At 63.7% G+C, this 16,295-nt stretch carries 16 protein-coding genes; 5 read left to right on the forward strand and 11 right to left on the reverse strand.

Annotated features, from left to right (window positions below; all coding sequences use genetic code 11):
• Nucleotides 1-140: 140 nt before the first annotated feature.
• The 6 genes from NYR54_RS13470 to NYR54_RS13495 form a co-directional block, all read right to left on the reverse strand.
• Nucleotides 141-965: an AraC family transcriptional regulator gene (locus tag NYR54_RS13470; RefSeq protein WP_261516211.1), complete on the reverse strand. Its 825-nt coding sequence runs from the start codon at nt 963-965 to the stop codon at nt 141-143.
• A 118-nt stretch (nt 966-1,083) separates the two neighbouring features.
• The gene (locus NYR54_RS13475) at nt 1,084-2,328 is read right to left on the reverse strand and encodes an amidohydrolase/deacetylase family metallohydrolase (RefSeq protein ID WP_261516212.1); all 1,245 of its coding nucleotides are present in this window, start codon (nt 2,326-2,328) and stop codon (nt 1,084-1,086) included.
• Between the two features lie 110 nt (nt 2,329-2,438).
• Nucleotides 2,439-2,804, reverse strand: a complete 366-nt coding sequence (locus tag NYR54_RS13480; RefSeq protein ID WP_261516213.1) for a RidA family protein — start codon at nt 2,802-2,804, stop codon at nt 2,439-2,441.
• Between the two features lie 24 nt (nt 2,805-2,828).
• Complete coding sequence (locus tag NYR54_RS13485; protein WP_261516214.1) at nt 2,829-3,653, reverse strand: carbohydrate ABC transporter permease; 825 nt, start codon at nt 3,651-3,653, stop codon at nt 2,829-2,831.
• Nucleotides 3,650-4,525 (reverse strand): carbohydrate ABC transporter permease, encoded by an 876-nt coding sequence (locus NYR54_RS13490; protein ID WP_261516215.1) that lies wholly within the window; start codon nt 4,523-4,525, stop codon nt 3,650-3,652. Before NYR54_RS13490 ends, NYR54_RS13485 begins: the two co-directional genes overlap by 4 nt.
• A 138-nt stretch (nt 4,526-4,663) precedes the next feature.
• Nucleotides 4,664-5,899, reverse strand: coding sequence for an ABC transporter substrate-binding protein (locus NYR54_RS13495; RefSeq protein ID WP_423738617.1), 1,236 nt, complete (start codon nt 5,897-5,899; stop codon nt 4,664-4,666).
• A 167-nt stretch (nt 5,900-6,066) separates the two neighbouring features.
• On the opposite strand from NYR54_RS13495, the gene NYR54_RS13500 reads away from it, so the two are divergent.
• The 4 genes from NYR54_RS13500 to NYR54_RS13515 are packed head-to-tail and all read left to right on the forward strand — an operon-like array spanning nt 6,067 to nt 9,337.
• Entirely contained in the window at nt 6,067-6,825 is a 759-nt protein-coding gene (locus NYR54_RS13500) for an SDR family oxidoreductase (RefSeq protein WP_261516217.1), read from the forward strand.
• A 14-nt stretch (nt 6,826-6,839) separates the two neighbouring features.
• Nucleotides 6,840-7,895, forward strand: a complete 1,056-nt coding sequence (locus tag NYR54_RS13505; protein WP_261516218.1) for an ABC transporter ATP-binding protein — start codon at nt 6,840-6,842, stop codon at nt 7,893-7,895.
• On the forward strand, nt 7,892-8,818 hold the full coding sequence (locus tag NYR54_RS13510; RefSeq protein WP_423738614.1) for a MurR/RpiR family transcriptional regulator: 927 nt from the start codon (nt 7,892-7,894) through the stop codon (nt 8,816-8,818). Before NYR54_RS13505 ends, NYR54_RS13510 begins: the two co-directional genes overlap by 4 nt.
• Nucleotides 8,819-8,851: 33 nt before the next feature.
• On the forward strand, nt 8,852-9,337 hold the full coding sequence (locus NYR54_RS13515) for a hypothetical protein (RefSeq protein WP_261516219.1): 486 nt from the start codon (nt 8,852-8,854) through the stop codon (nt 9,335-9,337).
• A gap of 104 nt (nt 9,338-9,441) precedes the next feature.
• Here the strand turns inward: NYR54_RS13515 and NYR54_RS13520 are convergent, their stop codons facing one another.
• Nucleotides 9,442-9,888 carry an ester cyclase gene (locus tag NYR54_RS13520; protein WP_261516220.1) on the reverse strand — a complete coding sequence of 149 codons (447 nt, stop codon included), beginning with the start codon at nt 9,886-9,888 and terminating at the stop codon, nt 9,442-9,444.
• Between NYR54_RS13520 and NYR54_RS13525 the strand changes: the two genes are divergently transcribed.
• On the forward strand, nt 9,784-9,999 hold the full coding sequence (locus NYR54_RS13525) for a hypothetical protein (protein ID WP_261516281.1): 216 nt from the start codon (nt 9,784-9,786) through the stop codon (nt 9,997-9,999). The two genes, NYR54_RS13520 and NYR54_RS13525, sit on opposite strands and share 105 nt — an antisense overlap.
• A 27-nt stretch (nt 10,000-10,026) precedes the next feature.
• On the opposite strand, the gene NYR54_RS13530 is transcribed toward NYR54_RS13525, so the two are convergent.
• The 4 genes from NYR54_RS13530 to NYR54_RS13545 form a co-directional block, all read right to left on the reverse strand.
• Nucleotides 10,027-11,940: an ABC transporter ATP-binding protein gene (locus tag NYR54_RS13530; RefSeq protein ID WP_261516221.1), complete on the reverse strand. Its 1,914-nt coding sequence runs from the start codon at nt 11,938-11,940 to the stop codon at nt 10,027-10,029.
• The gene (locus NYR54_RS13535; RefSeq protein WP_261516222.1) at nt 11,940-13,808 is read right to left on the reverse strand and encodes an ABC transporter ATP-binding protein; all 1,869 of its coding nucleotides are present in this window, start codon (nt 13,806-13,808) and stop codon (nt 11,940-11,942) included. The genes NYR54_RS13530 and NYR54_RS13535 overlap by 1 nt, the downstream gene beginning before the upstream one ends.
• A gap of 244 nt (nt 13,809-14,052) precedes the next feature.
• Nucleotides 14,053-14,934, reverse strand: coding sequence for a lipid kinase (locus NYR54_RS13540; protein ID WP_261516223.1), 882 nt, complete (start codon nt 14,932-14,934; stop codon nt 14,053-14,055).
• Nucleotides 14,935-15,131: 197 nt separating this feature from the next.
• Nucleotides 15,132-16,154 carry a Gfo/Idh/MocA family protein gene (locus NYR54_RS13545; protein WP_261516224.1) on the reverse strand — a complete coding sequence of 341 codons (1,023 nt, stop codon included), beginning with the start codon at nt 16,152-16,154 and terminating at the stop codon, nt 15,132-15,134.
• Between the last annotated feature and the right edge of the window lie 141 nt (nt 16,155-16,295).

Below are 16,295 nucleotides of genomic sequence, written 5' to 3' on the forward strand. Positions count from 1 at the left end.
ATTGTTGCGCAGTTCCAGACGGAAACCGGATCACCTGTTCCTGGAATTGCGCCCCAGGGAAGGATAACCGCCATGGCAGGCGATGCTTATCATTGCGTCTGGCGGCCGTATCAATCCGTCTGAAAATCGCAGCGCTGATGCTACTGCCGCAGCTCCCGCGCCGCGGACCGGTAGACGTTGGGCGGCACGCCAAAATGATCGCGGAAGAAGCGCGAAAAATTGCCCTGCGTGGAAAAGCCGAGCCCGCAGGCGATGTCGATCAGCGGCTGCTCCGACATCCGCAGCCGCCGCGCCGCCTCTGCCATGCGCATGGAGTTCCAGTAGACATTGGGCGTGAGCCCCATCTGCTCCTTGAACAGGGCGAAGAAGTGGGGGCGCGAGAGCCCCACGCTGCGCGCGACCTTGTCGAGACAGGCCCGGTCCGCGATGCGGCTTTTCATCAGTGCCGCGGCCTTGCGCACCCGGTGGTCGCGCACGCCAGCGGGCGGCGCCTCCGCATGGCGCCTCTGCGCGTCCGAAGCGTCGAGGATGCGGTCGATGAGGCGCTTCGTCTCGTATGCCGCAAGATGCGGAGGCGCGTCGCCATCCTTGAGGCTGTTCAAGAGCTGGACGGCGGACGTGTTCAGGCCCGCATCCATGGGAATGGCGCTCGTCGCAAACACCCTTTGCGCATGAAGGTTTCCACGCCGCCGGACGATCCAGTCCGGATCGATGTAGAAAGCGAGAAACTGCCCTTCCCCGCCGGACGGGAAATCGTGCCGGTGCGGCTGAAGCGCGTTCACGCCGACCGCCACGCGAGGGCCGGGACGCACGCGCTCGCCGCCGACGGTCATCTCGCCGGCGGAACCCGCCAGCCAGATGATAATATGCACTTCCTCATGGGCGTGGCTGACGAGATCGTTCGCCACGGTCAGAATCGAGACGTGGCCGAACTCGCCCCGAAAGAGCTTGATGGCGCTCGACATCGTTTCCTCCCCAGGGGCTCCTCCTTCCCCTGCCGGTAGAATTTTCATGCCGGATCAGAGCACAGTCAAGACATTCGGCAGGCTTCGTCTAGGGGCACACCGATGGGGTTATGGCAGATCAACAGTCGCCGCGGTGCATCGGCCCGAAATGCCGGGCGACCACATCGGCGTGCATTTCGGGGTGATGGTGCGTGAAGCTGCCGAGATCAGGAGCGCTTCCGGCGGGTTCGTTCGGCCACCATGAGCCGCCGACGACGATGCCCTGGGAGACGAGCCGTTCCTTGCCCTCCACGATTTCTCCGTTTACGTCCATATAGGTGAAGCGGCCCGGCTTGAGCTTCAGCACGGCAGCATCGCCCGGCGAGCCGACGGTGAGGGTGCCGAGTTCCGATCGGCCGATGGCGGCGGCGGGGCGTTCTGTGACCGCGCGCACCACATCCACAAGCGGCATGCCGAGCACAAGCAGCTTCGACATGCAGGTCAGAAGATCGAAGGCCGGACCGTCGGCACAGAACAGATGCAGGTCGCTGCTGATGACATCCGGCGCGAAACCTTCCGCGATCATGGTCCGCGCCACGGAGAAATCGAACGAGCCCATGCCGTGGCCGATGTCGAAAATGATCCCCCGCTCGCGCGCCGCCAGCATGTCGGCACGGATGCGCCCTGCTCCGTCGATCGCCGCATTGGGGAATGGCCGGTAGCAGTGGGTCAGCACGTCACCCGGGCGCATGCACCGCAGCACCTCCAGCCGGCCGGGCGGCGGCTCGTCGATATGCGCCATCAGGGGAAGTTGCGCCCTGTCGGCCGCCTCCACCGCCATCTCGACCGGCGCGATACCGCTGTTGCCCCCGGCAATACGCCCGGAACGCACCTTGACGCCCACCACGAGATCTCTGTTGTCGCGGATCGCGGCAACCGCCTCGCGCGGATCGAGCAGGCGCAAATCCCCGCATTCGCCCACCATGATGCGGCTTGAGAAACCGAAAATCCCAGGGAAGGAGATGTTGACGAAGGCAAGGATGCGCGCACGGGAACGCTCAATGACATGCCGGCGGAAACCGAGAAAGTTGCCCGCACCGGCGCTGCCCGCGTCAACGAAGGTGGTGGTACCGCTGCGCGGTGCCAGCTGGTCGGCACAGACGCCAAGCGGCGTGCCGCCCCAATAGACGTGGCTGTGCAGGTCGATCAGGCCCGGCGTGACGAGGCAGTCCGTGGCATCGACGACCTGCCTGGCGTTCTCGGCCGGAATCTCAGGCTCCACCGCCATCACACGGCCGTTGGAAAAGGCGATGTCGCGCTTGCCGTCGATGCCGGCTGCGGGATCGATGACGCGTCCGCCCCGCAATAGAAGATCATATGGCATTCGCCTTCTCCATTCCTTGCCGCCGGAGCGCCTTCCGCGGCCGTATCTCTCAACGCGGGTGAGGCGTTCCCGCGCGGAGCCGCCTCACCAATGGTCCATGGATGGCTGCGTCAAACGGGTTTGTACGCAACCGCTTCGACCTCGATCTTGATGTCGATCATGAGGCGCGACTCGACCGTCGTCCGCGCCGGTGGGTCCTTCGGAAAATACTTCGCGTAGACGGCGTTGAACGTGCCGAAATCGCGCGCGTCCTCAAGCCAGACGGTGGTCTTGACCACGTCGTCCAGCGTGCAGCCGGCAAGCTCCAGCGCCGCCTTGAGATTTTCAAGAACCTGTTCGGTCTGCTCGGCAATCCCGCCCTTGACGACAACGCCATCCGGCCCGACCGGCACCTGGCCGGAAACGAAGACGAAATCGCCGGCGCGCACGGCGGGCGAAAGCGGCACATGGGACTTGCCGAAAACCTGCTTGGGCATTGTCTACTCCTTGATTGGGACCGTTCATTTTACCGCGCCGATCGCCAGGCCACGCACCAGATAGCGCTGGAGCCAGGCGAAGACGATGGCGACGGGAATCGTGGCCACGAATGTGGCTGCCATCACGTGATGCCACTCGACCGTATAGCGCCCCGCCACCAGAGAGAAAATCTGGATCGGCAGCGTGTAGCTCTCCTGCCGGCGCAGCATGGTGAGCGCAATCACGAACTCGTTCCAGGAATTGATGAAGGCAAAAATGGCCGTGACCGTGATCGCAGGCAGGGCCAATGGCAGGAACACGCGGATGAGCGCCTTCCATGCGCTTGCGCCTTCCACCCAGGCAGCCTCCTCCAGATCGCGCGGTATGGTGGCGAAATAGCTCTGAAGCATCAGAACGGTGAAGGCCACGGCAAAGGCGCCGTAGACGAAGACGACCGAATTGACGTTGTCGAGCAGGCCGAGCCACACGACGAGGCGGAACAGCCCGATGACAAGCACCATGGGCGAGAGCATCTGCGAAACAAGCAGAAACTGCCGGAAGAAACCCTGCCCCGCGAACCGGTACCTGTTCAAGGCATAGGCGGCCGGTATGGAGACGACCAGCGCCAGCAGGGTGGACAGCACGGCCACATAGACCGAGTTCCAGAGCGCCGGTCCGAAATTGGTGACCGACCACATGTCGATGAAATTCTGCCAGGCGATCCGGCTCGGCCACCAGGTCGGCCGCAGCACCTCCTGCTGCGGCTTGATCGCGGTGATGAACATGACCGCGAAGGGAAAGAGGATGAGCACGATGAGCGGCGAAAGCACCGCCCAGGCCACGATCGTCCGCTTCAGCTTCGCGCTCATCGCCGCTCGCTCCGCATCGCCAGCGCCACATAGGCGATGGTGAAGGCCAGCAACAGCGCGAACATCATGATGGACAAGGCTGAAGCCTCTCCGAGCTTCCCGAATCTGAATCCGAGCTTGTAGAGGTAAGTTACGAGAATGTCAGTCGAATTCGCGGGGCCGCCCTGCGTCGTCGCCCAGATGATGGGAAACGAGTTGAAGACATAGATCATGTTGAGCACGAGGGCGATGTTGAGAAAGGGCCGCATGAGCGGCAGGGTGATGCGGCGGAAGGTCTGCCAGCGATTGGCGCCCTCGAGCCGCGCGGCCTCGTAAAGATCGTCGGGAATGGAGGAAAGCCCGCCGAGAAAGATCGTCGTGGTGAAGGGAATGGTCACCAGAATGCCGATCAGGATCTGCATTGGAAAGGCGGTGGAGGCGCGCGCAAGCCACTGGATGTTGGTATCGATCAGGCCGAGGGCCCGCAGGCCGGAGTTCAGCATGCCGCTTTCGCCGTTGAGAGCCCAGCGCCAGACGATCGCCGTCATGGTGAGCGACACGGCCCAGGGCAGCATGACGATGACGCGGGCGATCGAGCGGCCGTAAAAATCCTCGTTGAGCACGAGCGCCACCGGCACCGACACGATCAGCGCACCGAAGACGATGCCGAAGGTCCAGATGAAGGTGCGCCACAACGCGCCCAGAAACTCGCGGTCGGTGAACACCGCGACATAGTTGTCGAAGCCCGCAAAACCCCGGAGCTGGCCGAAACGGTTGACCTCGCTGAGCGAGATGACGCCGAGCTGGTAAAGCGGCCACAGGATGATGAAGGCGGCGAGCAGAAAGCCCGGCAGGACCAGGAGATAGGGATTGGTAACCGGCGATCGCGTCATGATGAGAAGCGCGGCCCCTTGAAGCCTCTGCGTGGTCGCACCCCTCCCTCCCCCTTTCCGAGCCTGGTTTGGTGAGGGGTCTTTTACTCTTGGCTCGTTACCGGCGGGCGCGATATCACCGCGCCCGCCGTGACCGGACTATTGGCCGAGAATGCCGTTGATTTCCTCGGCGGCGGCGTCAAGCGCCTCCTTCGGCTCTGCATCGCCCAGATAGATGGTCTGCACGGCGTTGGACGTGATCTCGGCGATCTCCTCCCAGCCGGGAATGACCGGCGCGAACCGCGCTTCCGGCAGCAGCGCGGTGAACTCCTTGAGGTCTTCATTCTCCGCGAATTCGGGCATCGCCGCCACTTCCTTGTTGACCGGCAGGAAGCCTTCCCCGGAGGTGAACTCCTTACGCCATTCCGTGGTGAAGATCATGTCGAGGAAGGACCAGGCAAGCTCCTTGTTTTCGGAGTTCTCGAACATGATGATGGAGTCGGTCACGCCATAGGTGCCGCGCTCGCCGCCCGGCCCGGCGGGAATGGCGGCCACGCCGTAGTTCAGGTCGGGCGCCTCCTCCTTGATCTGACTCGAAAGGAAGGGCGCGGTGATCATCATGCCCACCTTGCCCTGCTTGAACAGGTTCTGCACGTCCTCGCGGTTGTAGGAGGTGACGCCCGGCTGCGTGGCGCCCTCATCGATAAGCGACTTGTAGAGAGCGGCCGCCTGGTAGCCCGCCTCCGTATCGAGGCCGGAGGTACCGTCCTCCTCCACAAGGTCGCCGCCATAGGCCCAGAAGGCATAGTAGAAATAGACGTCGGTCTCGATTTCCTTGCCCTGCATGCCGAAGCCGGCAATGTCGTCGCCCAGCGCGCTGATCTTCTTTGCGGCTTCTGCCAGTTCCTCCCAGGTGTCGGGCACCGTCTCCACGCCAGCCTGCTCGAACAGATCCTTGTTGTAGTACATGGCGCGCGCGGAGGCCGCGATGGGCAGGCCATAGGTCTTTCCTTCCAGAACCGAGGGTTCGAGGAAGACGGGGAAGAAGCGCGCCTTGAACTCGTCGGTCATGTACTCGTCAAGCGGCGCGGCGATGCCCTGGTCCACGAAATCGATCAGCCAACGCGTGCCGATGATCGACAAATCCGCGTTCGCGCCGCCGGAAATGTCCGTGGTCAGCTTCTGCAGAAGCACGTCCCACGGCACTACCTCGATCTGCACGTCCACACCCGGATTGGCTGCCTCGAATTCAGTAGCCGCCTTCTCGAAATATGGACCGGTCTTCGAGCTGTATTCCGCGACCGTCACGCGCAGCGTCTGCGCCTGCGAAAGGGCGGTCGCAGACAGCAACGCGGCCAGAGTGGCTGCGGCCTTGAACCAATGCTTCCTCATGATGCTCTCCTCCTAATATGTTCTGGCGGCACCGCACCGATGGGCGAGGGCTGCTGAGCGTAACTTTTTTACAGAAACTGGCGAAAAGCAAGCTTTTTCGGATTTTCATGTTGCTAAATTACGAGTTATTCGCTTCTCTGAGGGTGCAGGAGCAGCGGGATGAGGAATTCATGATCGACTTCGAAAGGCGCAGGGTGGTCATCACGGGTGCCGCGGGCGGCATCGGGCAGGCGATGGTGGAGACCTTCGCCCGCTGCGGAGCCGCTGTGGTGGCATGCGATCTGGAGGGAACCGACCTTTCCTCTCCGGATATCGCCGAAGCGCACCGCTTCGATCTGCTCGACGATGATGCCGTGCTTCAGGCCGCCCGGGCGATTGCGGCTGCCGGGCCGCTTGCGGCTGTCATTTCCAATGCGGGCTGGACGCGGGCTGAAACGCTGGATCACGTGACGCCGGAAGCGCTGTCGCGCGAACTTGACCTGAACCTGCGCAGCGCCGCCGTCCTCTCTAAGGCGCTGCTGCCGGCCATGCGCGGGCAGGACAAGGGCGCCGCCTTCGTCTTCATATCATCCGTCAATGCGCTCGCCCATTTCGGCAATCCGGCCTATGCGGCGGCGAAGGCCGGGCTGAACGCCTGGATGCGCGCGCTTGCCGTCGAGGAAGCGCGGAATGGCATCCGCGCTAATGCGATCGCGCCGGGCTCGGTTCGCACACCCGCCTGGGATCATCGCCTGGAGCGCGAGCCTCAGATTGCCGAGAATGTCGCCCGGCTCTATCCGCTCGGGCGGCTTGTGGAGCCGCAGGAGGTCGCCCGCGCGGCGGCGTTTCTCGCCTCCCCCGCCGCGAGCGGCATCACGGGCGTCACGCTCCCGGTCGACGGCGGCATTCTTTCCGGCAACCTGCCCTTCCTCGAACAGATCGCGCGCTAGTCCAGGAGGTTTCGATGGCGGAGTTGGAGCTGGTCGGCATCACGAAGCGGTTCGGCGCCGTAACGGTGGTCAAGGACCTGTCGCTGTCGATCGCCAATGGAGAATTCGTCGTGCTCGTTGGGCCTTCCGGCTGCGGCAAATCCACCCTGCTGCGCATGATCGCCGGGCTCGAGGAGATCACCGAGGGCGACCTGATCATCGGCGGCACGCGGGCCAACGACATCCCTCCGCAGAAGCGCGACATCTCCATGGTGTTCCAGTCCTATGCCCTCTTTCCGCACATGACCGTGCGCGAGAACATCAGCTTCGGCCCGGAGGTGCGCGGAGAGGACAAGGCGGAGACCGAGCGTCGGATCCGCAGGGCCTCGGAAATCCTGAACCTGAGCGAATATCTCGACCGCCGTCCGGCGCAGCTTTCCGGCGGACAGCGCCAGCGCGTGGCGATGGGCAGGGCGATCGTGCGCGATCCCAAAGTGTTTCTGTTCGACGAACCGCTGTCGAACCTCGATGCCAAGCTGCGCGGCGAAATGCGCACCGAGATCAAGGCCCTGCACCAGAAGCTGGGCACCACCATCGTCTATGTCACGCACGACCAGATCGAAGCCATGACCATGGCCGACCGCATCGTCGTCATGAATGGCGGGCGCATCGAGCAGGTGGGCACGCCGCTCGAGCTTTACGACCGGCCGGGCAACCGCTTCGTGGCAAGCTTCATCGGTTCCCCGGCCATGAGCTTTCTCGACGCCCGGCTTGACGGCGGCGCGGCTGTGCTTTCCGACGGCGCGCGGCTTCCAGTGGCGCCGGGCACCAGGGCGGACGGCCCCGTCACCCTCGGCATTCGCCCGGAATGCTACCGCCGCGATCCCGAGGGTCCGCTTGCCCTCTCTGTCGAGGTGGTCGAGCCGACCGGGCCGGAAATCCACGTCTTCGGCCGTATCGCCGATGCGGAGGTGCGCGTGATCTTCCGCGATCGCGTGCTGCCCGCACCCGGCGAGGAAATACGGCTTTCGGTGCCGGTCGAGGACGTGCACCTGTTTGCGCCGGACACCGGCGAGAGACTGGGGCCATGAGCACCGCCCGCCGCAGCAGGAAGGCTCCCCGCGCTTACGAGCGCACGATGGACATCATCGCCCGCCTGCAGCATCGCCTGAAGCACGGGCGGGAGGCGGAGCGGCGCCTTGTGGAGTGCATCCTTGCCGACCTGCATTTCGCTGCTCATGCACCCATTGCGCAAATTGCTGAGCGCGCCGGCGTGAGCGAGCCGACCATTACGCGGCTTGCCCGCGCTCTCGGCTTTCCGGGCACGCGCGACATGCGCTTTCACCTGGCGCAGGCTCTGGCAATCGGCGGCGCCTATCTCAGGGCGCCGGCAGCCGTGACGGCGGACCTGCCGCCCTCCGGGCAGATCATCGCCAAGATCGCCAGCGGGGCGCATGCCGCCCTCGACCTGATGACGACAGCGCTTGGCGAGGTGGATGTGGAATCCATGGCGCGGGACATCAGCCGCGCCAGCCAGATCCTGGTCTATGGCACGGGCGGGTCATCCTCCATGGCGGCGGTCGAGCTTCAGAACCGGCTCTTCCGCTTAGGTTTACATGTGACTGCCCATACGGACCCGCAACTGCAGCGCATGAGCGCGTCCGTCCTCGGCCCGGGCTCGCTCGTCATCGGCTTTTCCATTTCGGGCCAGGCCTCTTCCGTGCTCGACGCGGTGACAATCGCGCGCCAATACGGCGCTGGCGCGCTCGTCGTCACGCGTGCGGGCTCTCCGCTTGCTGCCCTTGGAGACGCGGTCCTACCTCTCACCTTCAAGGAGGACACGAACCTCTACAAGCCCTCCTCGATACGCTACGCGCTGCTCGCTGCCGTCGACATCCTTGCGCTCGCCACGGCCGAAGCGATCGGACCGGCCGTGCTCGAGCCGCTCAGGCGCGTGCGCCACAGCCTGGCAAGCCAGAACATCCGCGACCCTAGCCTGCCCATCGGAGACTGAGGCCGCATCCCGCACCAACCGGAGAGTTGAGGAATGATCTACGACAAGAACCCGTTTCCCGAAGGCGATCCCGACCGGCACTTCCTGTGGGAGATGCTGGTGCGGCGCGACATCGATGCCTTCCTGGCGCAGGACTGGTCCATGGTGGAGGACGATTTCGCCGCGGACCGGTTCTTCGGTATGCACGCCCACTTCCTGAATGATGCCGATTCCTGGCGGCTGCAGTTTCCAAGGCTGGAGATTTACCGCGACGAGTGGCTTCGTCAGGCGGCCGAGACGGCGAAGACCGAATATGCCGAGCCTCTGCGTGACGCCCTCTTCCGCATCACCAACATGCGCGACATCGACGTGGACGGCGACCGCGCGGTGCTGCACAAAAAGTTCAACGGCACGGTTTTGAGGGCCGACGGAACCGTGGACCGTCTCAACTGGCAGACGCTCTATTTCTGCGCGCGGCTTGACGGCCGCTGGAAGATCACAGGCTTCGTGGGCTACATGCCCCACCCGCTCGGGCGCTGAGTTTCCCGATAGCCCTCGTGCATCCAGCAGACGCCAGTTGCCCGCTCCCCGGCTTCTCGCCGGGAGCGGGCCTGACACTCATGCCCACAGCCTTCCCCGTGAGATCATGCCGCCATCGCCGGAAGAGCGCCGATCTGAGACAGCAGCATCATCTCGTTGATGTGCAGCCACGTCTCCGCGATCAGGCCGTTCTCCATTCGGTAAAGCACCATACCGTTGAAAGTGATGCGCCGGCCATCGGCCTTCATGCCGGCGAAGTCCCCGCTGTGAGTTGCCTGGATTTCCCAGCGGGCCGCCACATAGCGCTCATCCGCAACGAGAGCATGGATTTTCCACTCCATGCCGGAGAATGACCGGCGAAAAGTGCGGAAGAAGTCTTTGTAGCTTTCACGGTCTTTAATCGTGAAACCCGGAAAGCCGCGGCACACGATGTTATCGCAGACCGTTTGGAGGCGTTCGCGAATTTTCTCGCTTCCGTCGCAAACGATCTTTCGGCGCGTTTCGGCGCAACCGGCAAGGCCCGCGAAAGAGTGGAGGCGACGATCGGTCATGCGATCGCATTCTCCACTTGGTCTGACCTCGACGAGAAGAGAAAGTTGACGGACGCAGAAAAAGTCGAACTGATCGAACGCTGGCTTCGCGGCGCCTTCGATCCCGACTGAGACCGCATTTCGCGCGCGACCCGCGCCTCAGGTCTGTGAGGCGCCCTGGAGCGAGGCTTCCAGTTCCGCCTCGGGGATATCATCAAAGGAAGCGTAGTTGAGGTTGTAGAGCCTCGAATAAAGGCCGCCCTGCGCCATCAGTTCGGCGTGCGTGCCCATCTCCACCACCTGCCCTGCCTGGAGCACGATGATGCGGTCGGCGCCGCGGATGGTGGCGAGGCGATGGGCAATGACGAGGCCGGTGCGCCCCTGGAGCAGCCTGACCAGAGCCTTCTGGATCTGCCTTTCGGTGTAGCTGTCGATGTTGGCGGTTGCCTCATCGAGCACGAGGATCTTGGCATCGGCCACCAGCGCCCGGGCGAAGCTGATGAGCTGTCGCTGGCCGAGGGAGAGATTGCCGCCGCGCTCGCCGAGCTCCGTATCGTAGCCGTCGGGCAGGCTCATGATGAAGTCGTGCGCGCCTACCGCCTTCGACGCCTCGATCACCTCCTCGCGCGTCGCGTCGGTCTTGTTGTAGCGGATGTTTTCGAAGACCGTTCCGGTAAAGAGGAACGGCTCCTGCAGGACCATCGCGACCTGCCTGCCAAGCGACTCCTGCGTCAGGTCCCGCACGTCGTGGCCGCCCACCAGAACCTGGCCCTGCTGGACGTCATAGAAGCGGTGGACGAGCGCCATCGCGGACGACTTGCCCGAACCGGTGGGGCCGACGAGCGCAACCGTCTCACCCGGATTGACGCGGAAGGAGACGTCCTTCAGCACCGGATGCCTGGGGTCGTAGCCGAAAACGACATTCCGGAACTCGACGGAGCCGTCCATGTCTGGTGACAACACCTTGGCGTCCGGCTTGTCCTGCACGTCGATCTTCACGTCCAGCACGTCCGTCAGCCGCTTGCCCGAGGCCATGGCGCGCTGCATGACCGAGTATTGCAGCGTGAGCGAGCGAATCGGATCGAAGAAGCGCTGGACGTAGAACAGGAAGGCGACCATCACGCCGATGTCGAGCCGCTCATTCAGGACCATGGAGCCGCCGACGACAATCACCACCGCCATGGCGAGGCCGGTAAGCGCATCGACGATCGGCACCATGACCTGCGCAAACCGCGCGGCCCTCAGATGGGTCTGAAGGTTGGCAAAGGCCTTGTCGTCGTAGAGCGTGAAGTTGACCTGCTGGCGGTCCATCGACTGGATGGCGCGCACGCCGTGGATCGCCTCGGCCAATGCGCCGTTGGCGACCGAATTCGTCTCGTGCGCGGCCATGAAGGCGTTCCTGGCGCGCGGTAGCCAGAAGATGCGCACGATGAAGAGCACGGGCATGACAGAAAGCGTGAGCAGCCCGAGGCGGAAATCGAGCCACAGCATGACGAAGACGATGCCGAACAGGAGCGCGATGTCGCCCACCGAGAGCACCGATGTCTCCAGGAACTCCTGCATGGAGTTGACGTCGCCCTGAAGCCGGGACATCAGCCGGCCCACCTCGGTCTTGTCCATGAAGGAGAGCGAGACCTTCTGCAGATGGCCGAACATGGCGCGGCGGATGTCGAAGAGCACGTTCTCCGCCATCTTGCCGACCACCGTTTCCTGGACGTAGCTGGCAGCGTAATTGACGATGATCGTCAACAGGAACAAGGCGGCGGACCACATGAGGGCCGACCGGTCGGCCTGACCCGGCGCGATGCCATGGTCGATGGCATAGCGGATGATGAGAGGGATCAGAAGCTGCGTCCCGGTGAAGATCAGCACCGCCGCGACCGAGATGTAGACCTTGGTACGATAGGGCCGCACGAAGCCCCAGATGCGCCTTACGATGTTCTTGTCGAAGGCGCGGCCGAACATCTCCTCTTCGATGCGGTGGGAGCCCACCGTGGCGCGCGGCGGGCGGCGCAAGTCCGCGCGCACATCCACGCGTTCCGCCTCGAGCTCCGCTATGTGATCCTGCGCCATCAGCCGGCCTCTCCAACCTGCTCGAGCGGCTCCTCGCCCGGGCGGACCTGCAGATCATAGAGCGCCTTGTAGCGTCCGCCCTTGGCCAGAAGCTCCTCGTGCGTGCCGCGCTCGACCACCTCGCCGCCTTCGATGAAGAGGATCTGGTCGGCGTGCATGAGCGAACTCAAGCGATGGGCGATGATGATCGTCACCCGGTCCTTCGCAAACTGGCGCGTGGCCGCACGGATGCGCTGCTCCGTCGCCGCGTCTATCGCTGCGGTGGAATCGTCGAACACAATCACTGAGGGACGCAGCATCATGGTGCGCGCGATGGCGAGCCGCTGGCGCTGACCGCCCGAGAGCGACACGCCGCGCTCGCCCACCACGGTCTTGTAGCCGGCAGGCAGGCCAAGCACGTAGTTATGAAGCTGTGCGGATTCGCTTGCCCGCTCGATGCGCCGCTCATGCGCCCAGGGGTCGCCATAGGCGATGTTGTTCTCGATGGTGGTGGTGAAGAGGAAGGCGTCCTGCTGCACCACGGCCACTGCCTTGCGCAGGGAAGCCAGCGTAACCTTGCGCAAATCCTGCCCGTCAAGCGTGATCCGCCCGCCGGTGACGTCGTAGAAGCGCGGTATCAGATGAGCCAGCGTCGATTTGCCCGACCCGGGCGGGCCGACGATACCGATAGTCTCGCCCTTTCTCGCCTCGAAGCTGATGTTCCTGAGGATCGGCCGCTCCTCTGCTCCGGGATAGGCAAAGGAGACGTTTTCGAACCGCAAGGTGCCATCGGTGATTTCAAGCGGCTTGGCGTCCGGCGCGTCCTTGATGGCGACATCGAGGTCGAGCAGGCCGAACAACCGCGAACCACAGGTAGAGGCGCGGGCAAAGGAATTGACCATCAGGCCGATCTGACGCACCGGCATCTGCAAGATCGTCATGAAAGTGAGGAACGTGGTCAGCCGGCCGACGCTGATCTCGCCTGCAATCACCTTGTTGCCGCCCACCAGCAGCACGAGCCCCATCGCCAGGAAGAACGAGAAGGTCATGGCCGAGGTGTTGCGCACGCGCAGTCCCACGCGCTCATGGGCAAGCTCGAGAGCGCTCTTCGAGGCGCGGTCGAACTTCAGCATTTCATAGGCTTGCGCGGCGAAGGCACGGACGACCCGGATCCCGCCGAGATTTTCCTCCATCACGCGGGAGAGCACCGACAGCCGCTCCTGAAGCTCAAGCCAGGTGGCGCGAAGGCGCAGCCGCGTGACCGAGGACCGCCAGGCGACGAAGGGGGCGAAACTCAGCGCGAGCAGACCCAGCACGACATCCGTCGAGATGAGCAGATAGGCCCCAATGCCGATCAGCATGGAAAGCAGGACGGCACGCACCAGGCCGGTGGAGAAGAACATGCGCACCCCTTCGAGGTCCAGCATGCCGATCGTGATCAGGTCGCCCGAATGCACCTGATCGTGGAAGGAGAAGGAAAGGCGCTGGATCTTCTCGTAGCAGGCGAGCCTCAGCTCATAGGCGATGTGGTGCCCCACCGCTTCGGCAAAGTAGTTCTGCGCCATGGTGAAAAGGCCGCGCAGCGTGCTGACGCCCAGAAGAAGGAGAGCCGAGATCATCAGCGCGCGTTCGGCGGCAGCCCCCGCCTCGCCTCCCGCGAAGGCGATCTGGGTCTGGTCCACGGCCTGGCCCAGAAGCTGTGGAATGAGAAGCTGCAGCGTTGCGGCGATCACGGTCGACACGATGGCTATGGCGACCTGCCAGGGATGGCGCAATGTCATGCGAGTGATGCGCATCAGGGTGCCGAGGCCCCGGCCCCATCCGGCCGCCTCCACATGTGCGAGCGAATTTCGCGGCTTCATCGCGCTGCCGATGGCATCGCTGCTCAATGGAACATCCAGACTGAAGTTTTGCCCCGCCCGGCAACCCTGAGCGACCCGCCGTCAGGGAATCGCGGTTCGAGCGCACGCCACTAAACGATTCAAGTGTACCGCCGTCTTATAGGCCAGTTTTGCGGCAGGGGAAGACCAGGAACAGTCATTATCCCCGGCTGGACCAAGCATGGGGATGGAAGGGCAGTGTTTGGCTTTCGGCATCCTCCTGCCGGCTCCGATAAAAGCGGTGTGCCCGCCCCTATGGTGCGAGAACGGAGATGGCTTTCGGGTGAACCTTGAAGTGCGCCGGAGTCGAGGTGACGATCTCGCCATCGGCGTTCACCGGCATCGGCCTCTTGGTCTCGATATCGAATTCCACGCTGCGGGCCGTGCGCACCTCGCTCCAGGCGCCGTGCGTACCTGAGCGGAACGAACGCAGCATCAGCGCCAGCTTCCAGACATTCCTCATCTCGAGGCTGTAGAGATCGAGGCGGCCATCGTCGATCGACGCCGTCTCCTCGACGACATTGCCGCCGCCGTAATGGCGGCCGTTGCCAACGGCGATCTGATAGGTTTCAACGGATGTGGTCCGCCCCTTCTCCGTGATGCGGGCCTTGAAGGGGGCAACCCGCGCGAGCACCTTCAAGGCCGCCAGCGCGTAGCCCATTCTGCCGAAACGCTTCTTCAGGGCGGGAACGAGCCCGTTCGCAAGCTCTACGCTCAATCCGATGCTGGCGACGTTGAAGAAGGCATGACCGTTGACGGTGCCGACATCGATGAGGCGCGTCTTGCCACTGACGATCACTTCCGCCGCCTCGACCAGATCGAGCGGTATGTGGAGGGTGCGCGCCAGATCGTTGGCCGTACCCATCGGGATGATGCCCATGGGCAGCCCGCTCTCCATGGCCGCGAGCGCGGCTGACGAAACCGTCCCGTCGCCGCCGCACACGACCACGAGGTCAGCGGTGTTGCGAAGGCGAACGATGTCGCGCGCGATCTCGGGCAGTGCCTCGAACGGCTCTACAGTGACCGCGAGGTTGCCCTCTGCGAGCTTTTCAAGAACGGGTGTGACCGATTCCTGCCCGCGCCTTGCCTTGGAGTTGAGAAGGAGAAGCGCGCGCTTCCTGGCCGTTTTCTTCATGTGGGATCGCCATGCTGTTTCTTTGCCCGGCGAAATAGGATGGCTTCATCCCGATTTCGAGCCGGGCGTTGGGCTCGCGCCTTTCCTGCGGATCAATTCTCGTGACGATCCCGTCTCCGGCGCGTCCCTTCGGCTATGCCAGTCACCCGGAAGATATAGGCAAAGAAGGTCATGCCGGCGGATGCCGCGAAGGCGCCTCAGCGGGAGGCGCCTGCGCGAGTGATGACGGCTGCTTTCGCCTGCGCCTCCAGCGCCAGGCGGCAGACCTCGAAGACGTGGCGCTGGCTCAAAGCCGTCTCGGTGCGCTCGCGCACGTCATTAAGGAAAGCCGGGAAGTAATCCAGCGGCTCGCCGGAGCAATCCATGTGGCGCACACCTTTGCCGTCCACGATAAAGAGATGATCCTTTCCCGGGCGGCCGGCGATATCGATGTATTTCCTGAGCTCGATATAGCCTTCGGTGCCGAGGATAGTGAGCCGGCCGTCGCCCCAGGTGGGCAAGCCGTCCGGCGTGAACCAGTCGACGCGGTGATAGCCCGAAGCACGGTCGCTGCGCAGAAGCACTTCCCCGAAATCCTGGAACTCGGCCGATTGCGGCGTGCCGAAATTCCCGATGGAGCTTGCCACCACCTCGGCGGTTTCCGACCCCGTGTAATAGAGGAACTGGTCGATCTGGTGCGAGGCGATGTCGTTGATGACGCCGCCATAGGCCTCGGGCTTCAGGAACCAGTCGGGCCGCGAGACAAGCTGCTTCTTGTGCGGCCCCATTCCGAGCGTTTGCACTACGGTTCCGATCGCGCCGTCGGCAACCAGCTTGCCGGCGACCACGGCTGAGCGTACGCCCAGCCGCTCGGAAAAGAAGACGGAGAAGATACGCCCGGTTCGGCTGACCGCCTCCTTCACCCGCTCAAGCTGCTCGAAGGTGGTGACGCCCGGCTTGTCGACCATCACATCCTTGCCCGCTTCCATCGCGCGGATGGCCAGGTCGGCCCGGTCGCGCGGCACGGCGGCGATGCACACGATGTCGATCGAGGGGTCGGCGAAGATCGCTTCGCGGTCGAGCGCCTTTGCCTGCGGATAGGTGTCCCGCATCCTCTCCAGAATGGCAGGCACCGTGGTTTGCGGGCAATAGCCGGCGAACTCGGCACCAGCGGCGGTGAGGCCCTTGATGTGATCGAATATGTGGGTATGGTCGATTCCGACGGCCGCGAATTTCACCATAAGTTTAAGTCCTTCCCTTCTGCCGCTTGTCCTTCCCGAGCAAACCGATTTTGCCGTACAAGTCCAGCCGATTCAGGCGAGCAGCTTCAATCCCGGCTTAAAGCACTACACGCCGCCTTCGCTTCCGCGAAAGAAAGGCTC

This window comes from Chelativorans petroleitrophicus, from assembly GCF_025398195.1.
Classification (GTDB): Bacteria; Pseudomonadota; Alphaproteobacteria; order Rhizobiales; family Rhizobiaceae; genus Chelativorans; species Chelativorans petroleitrophicus.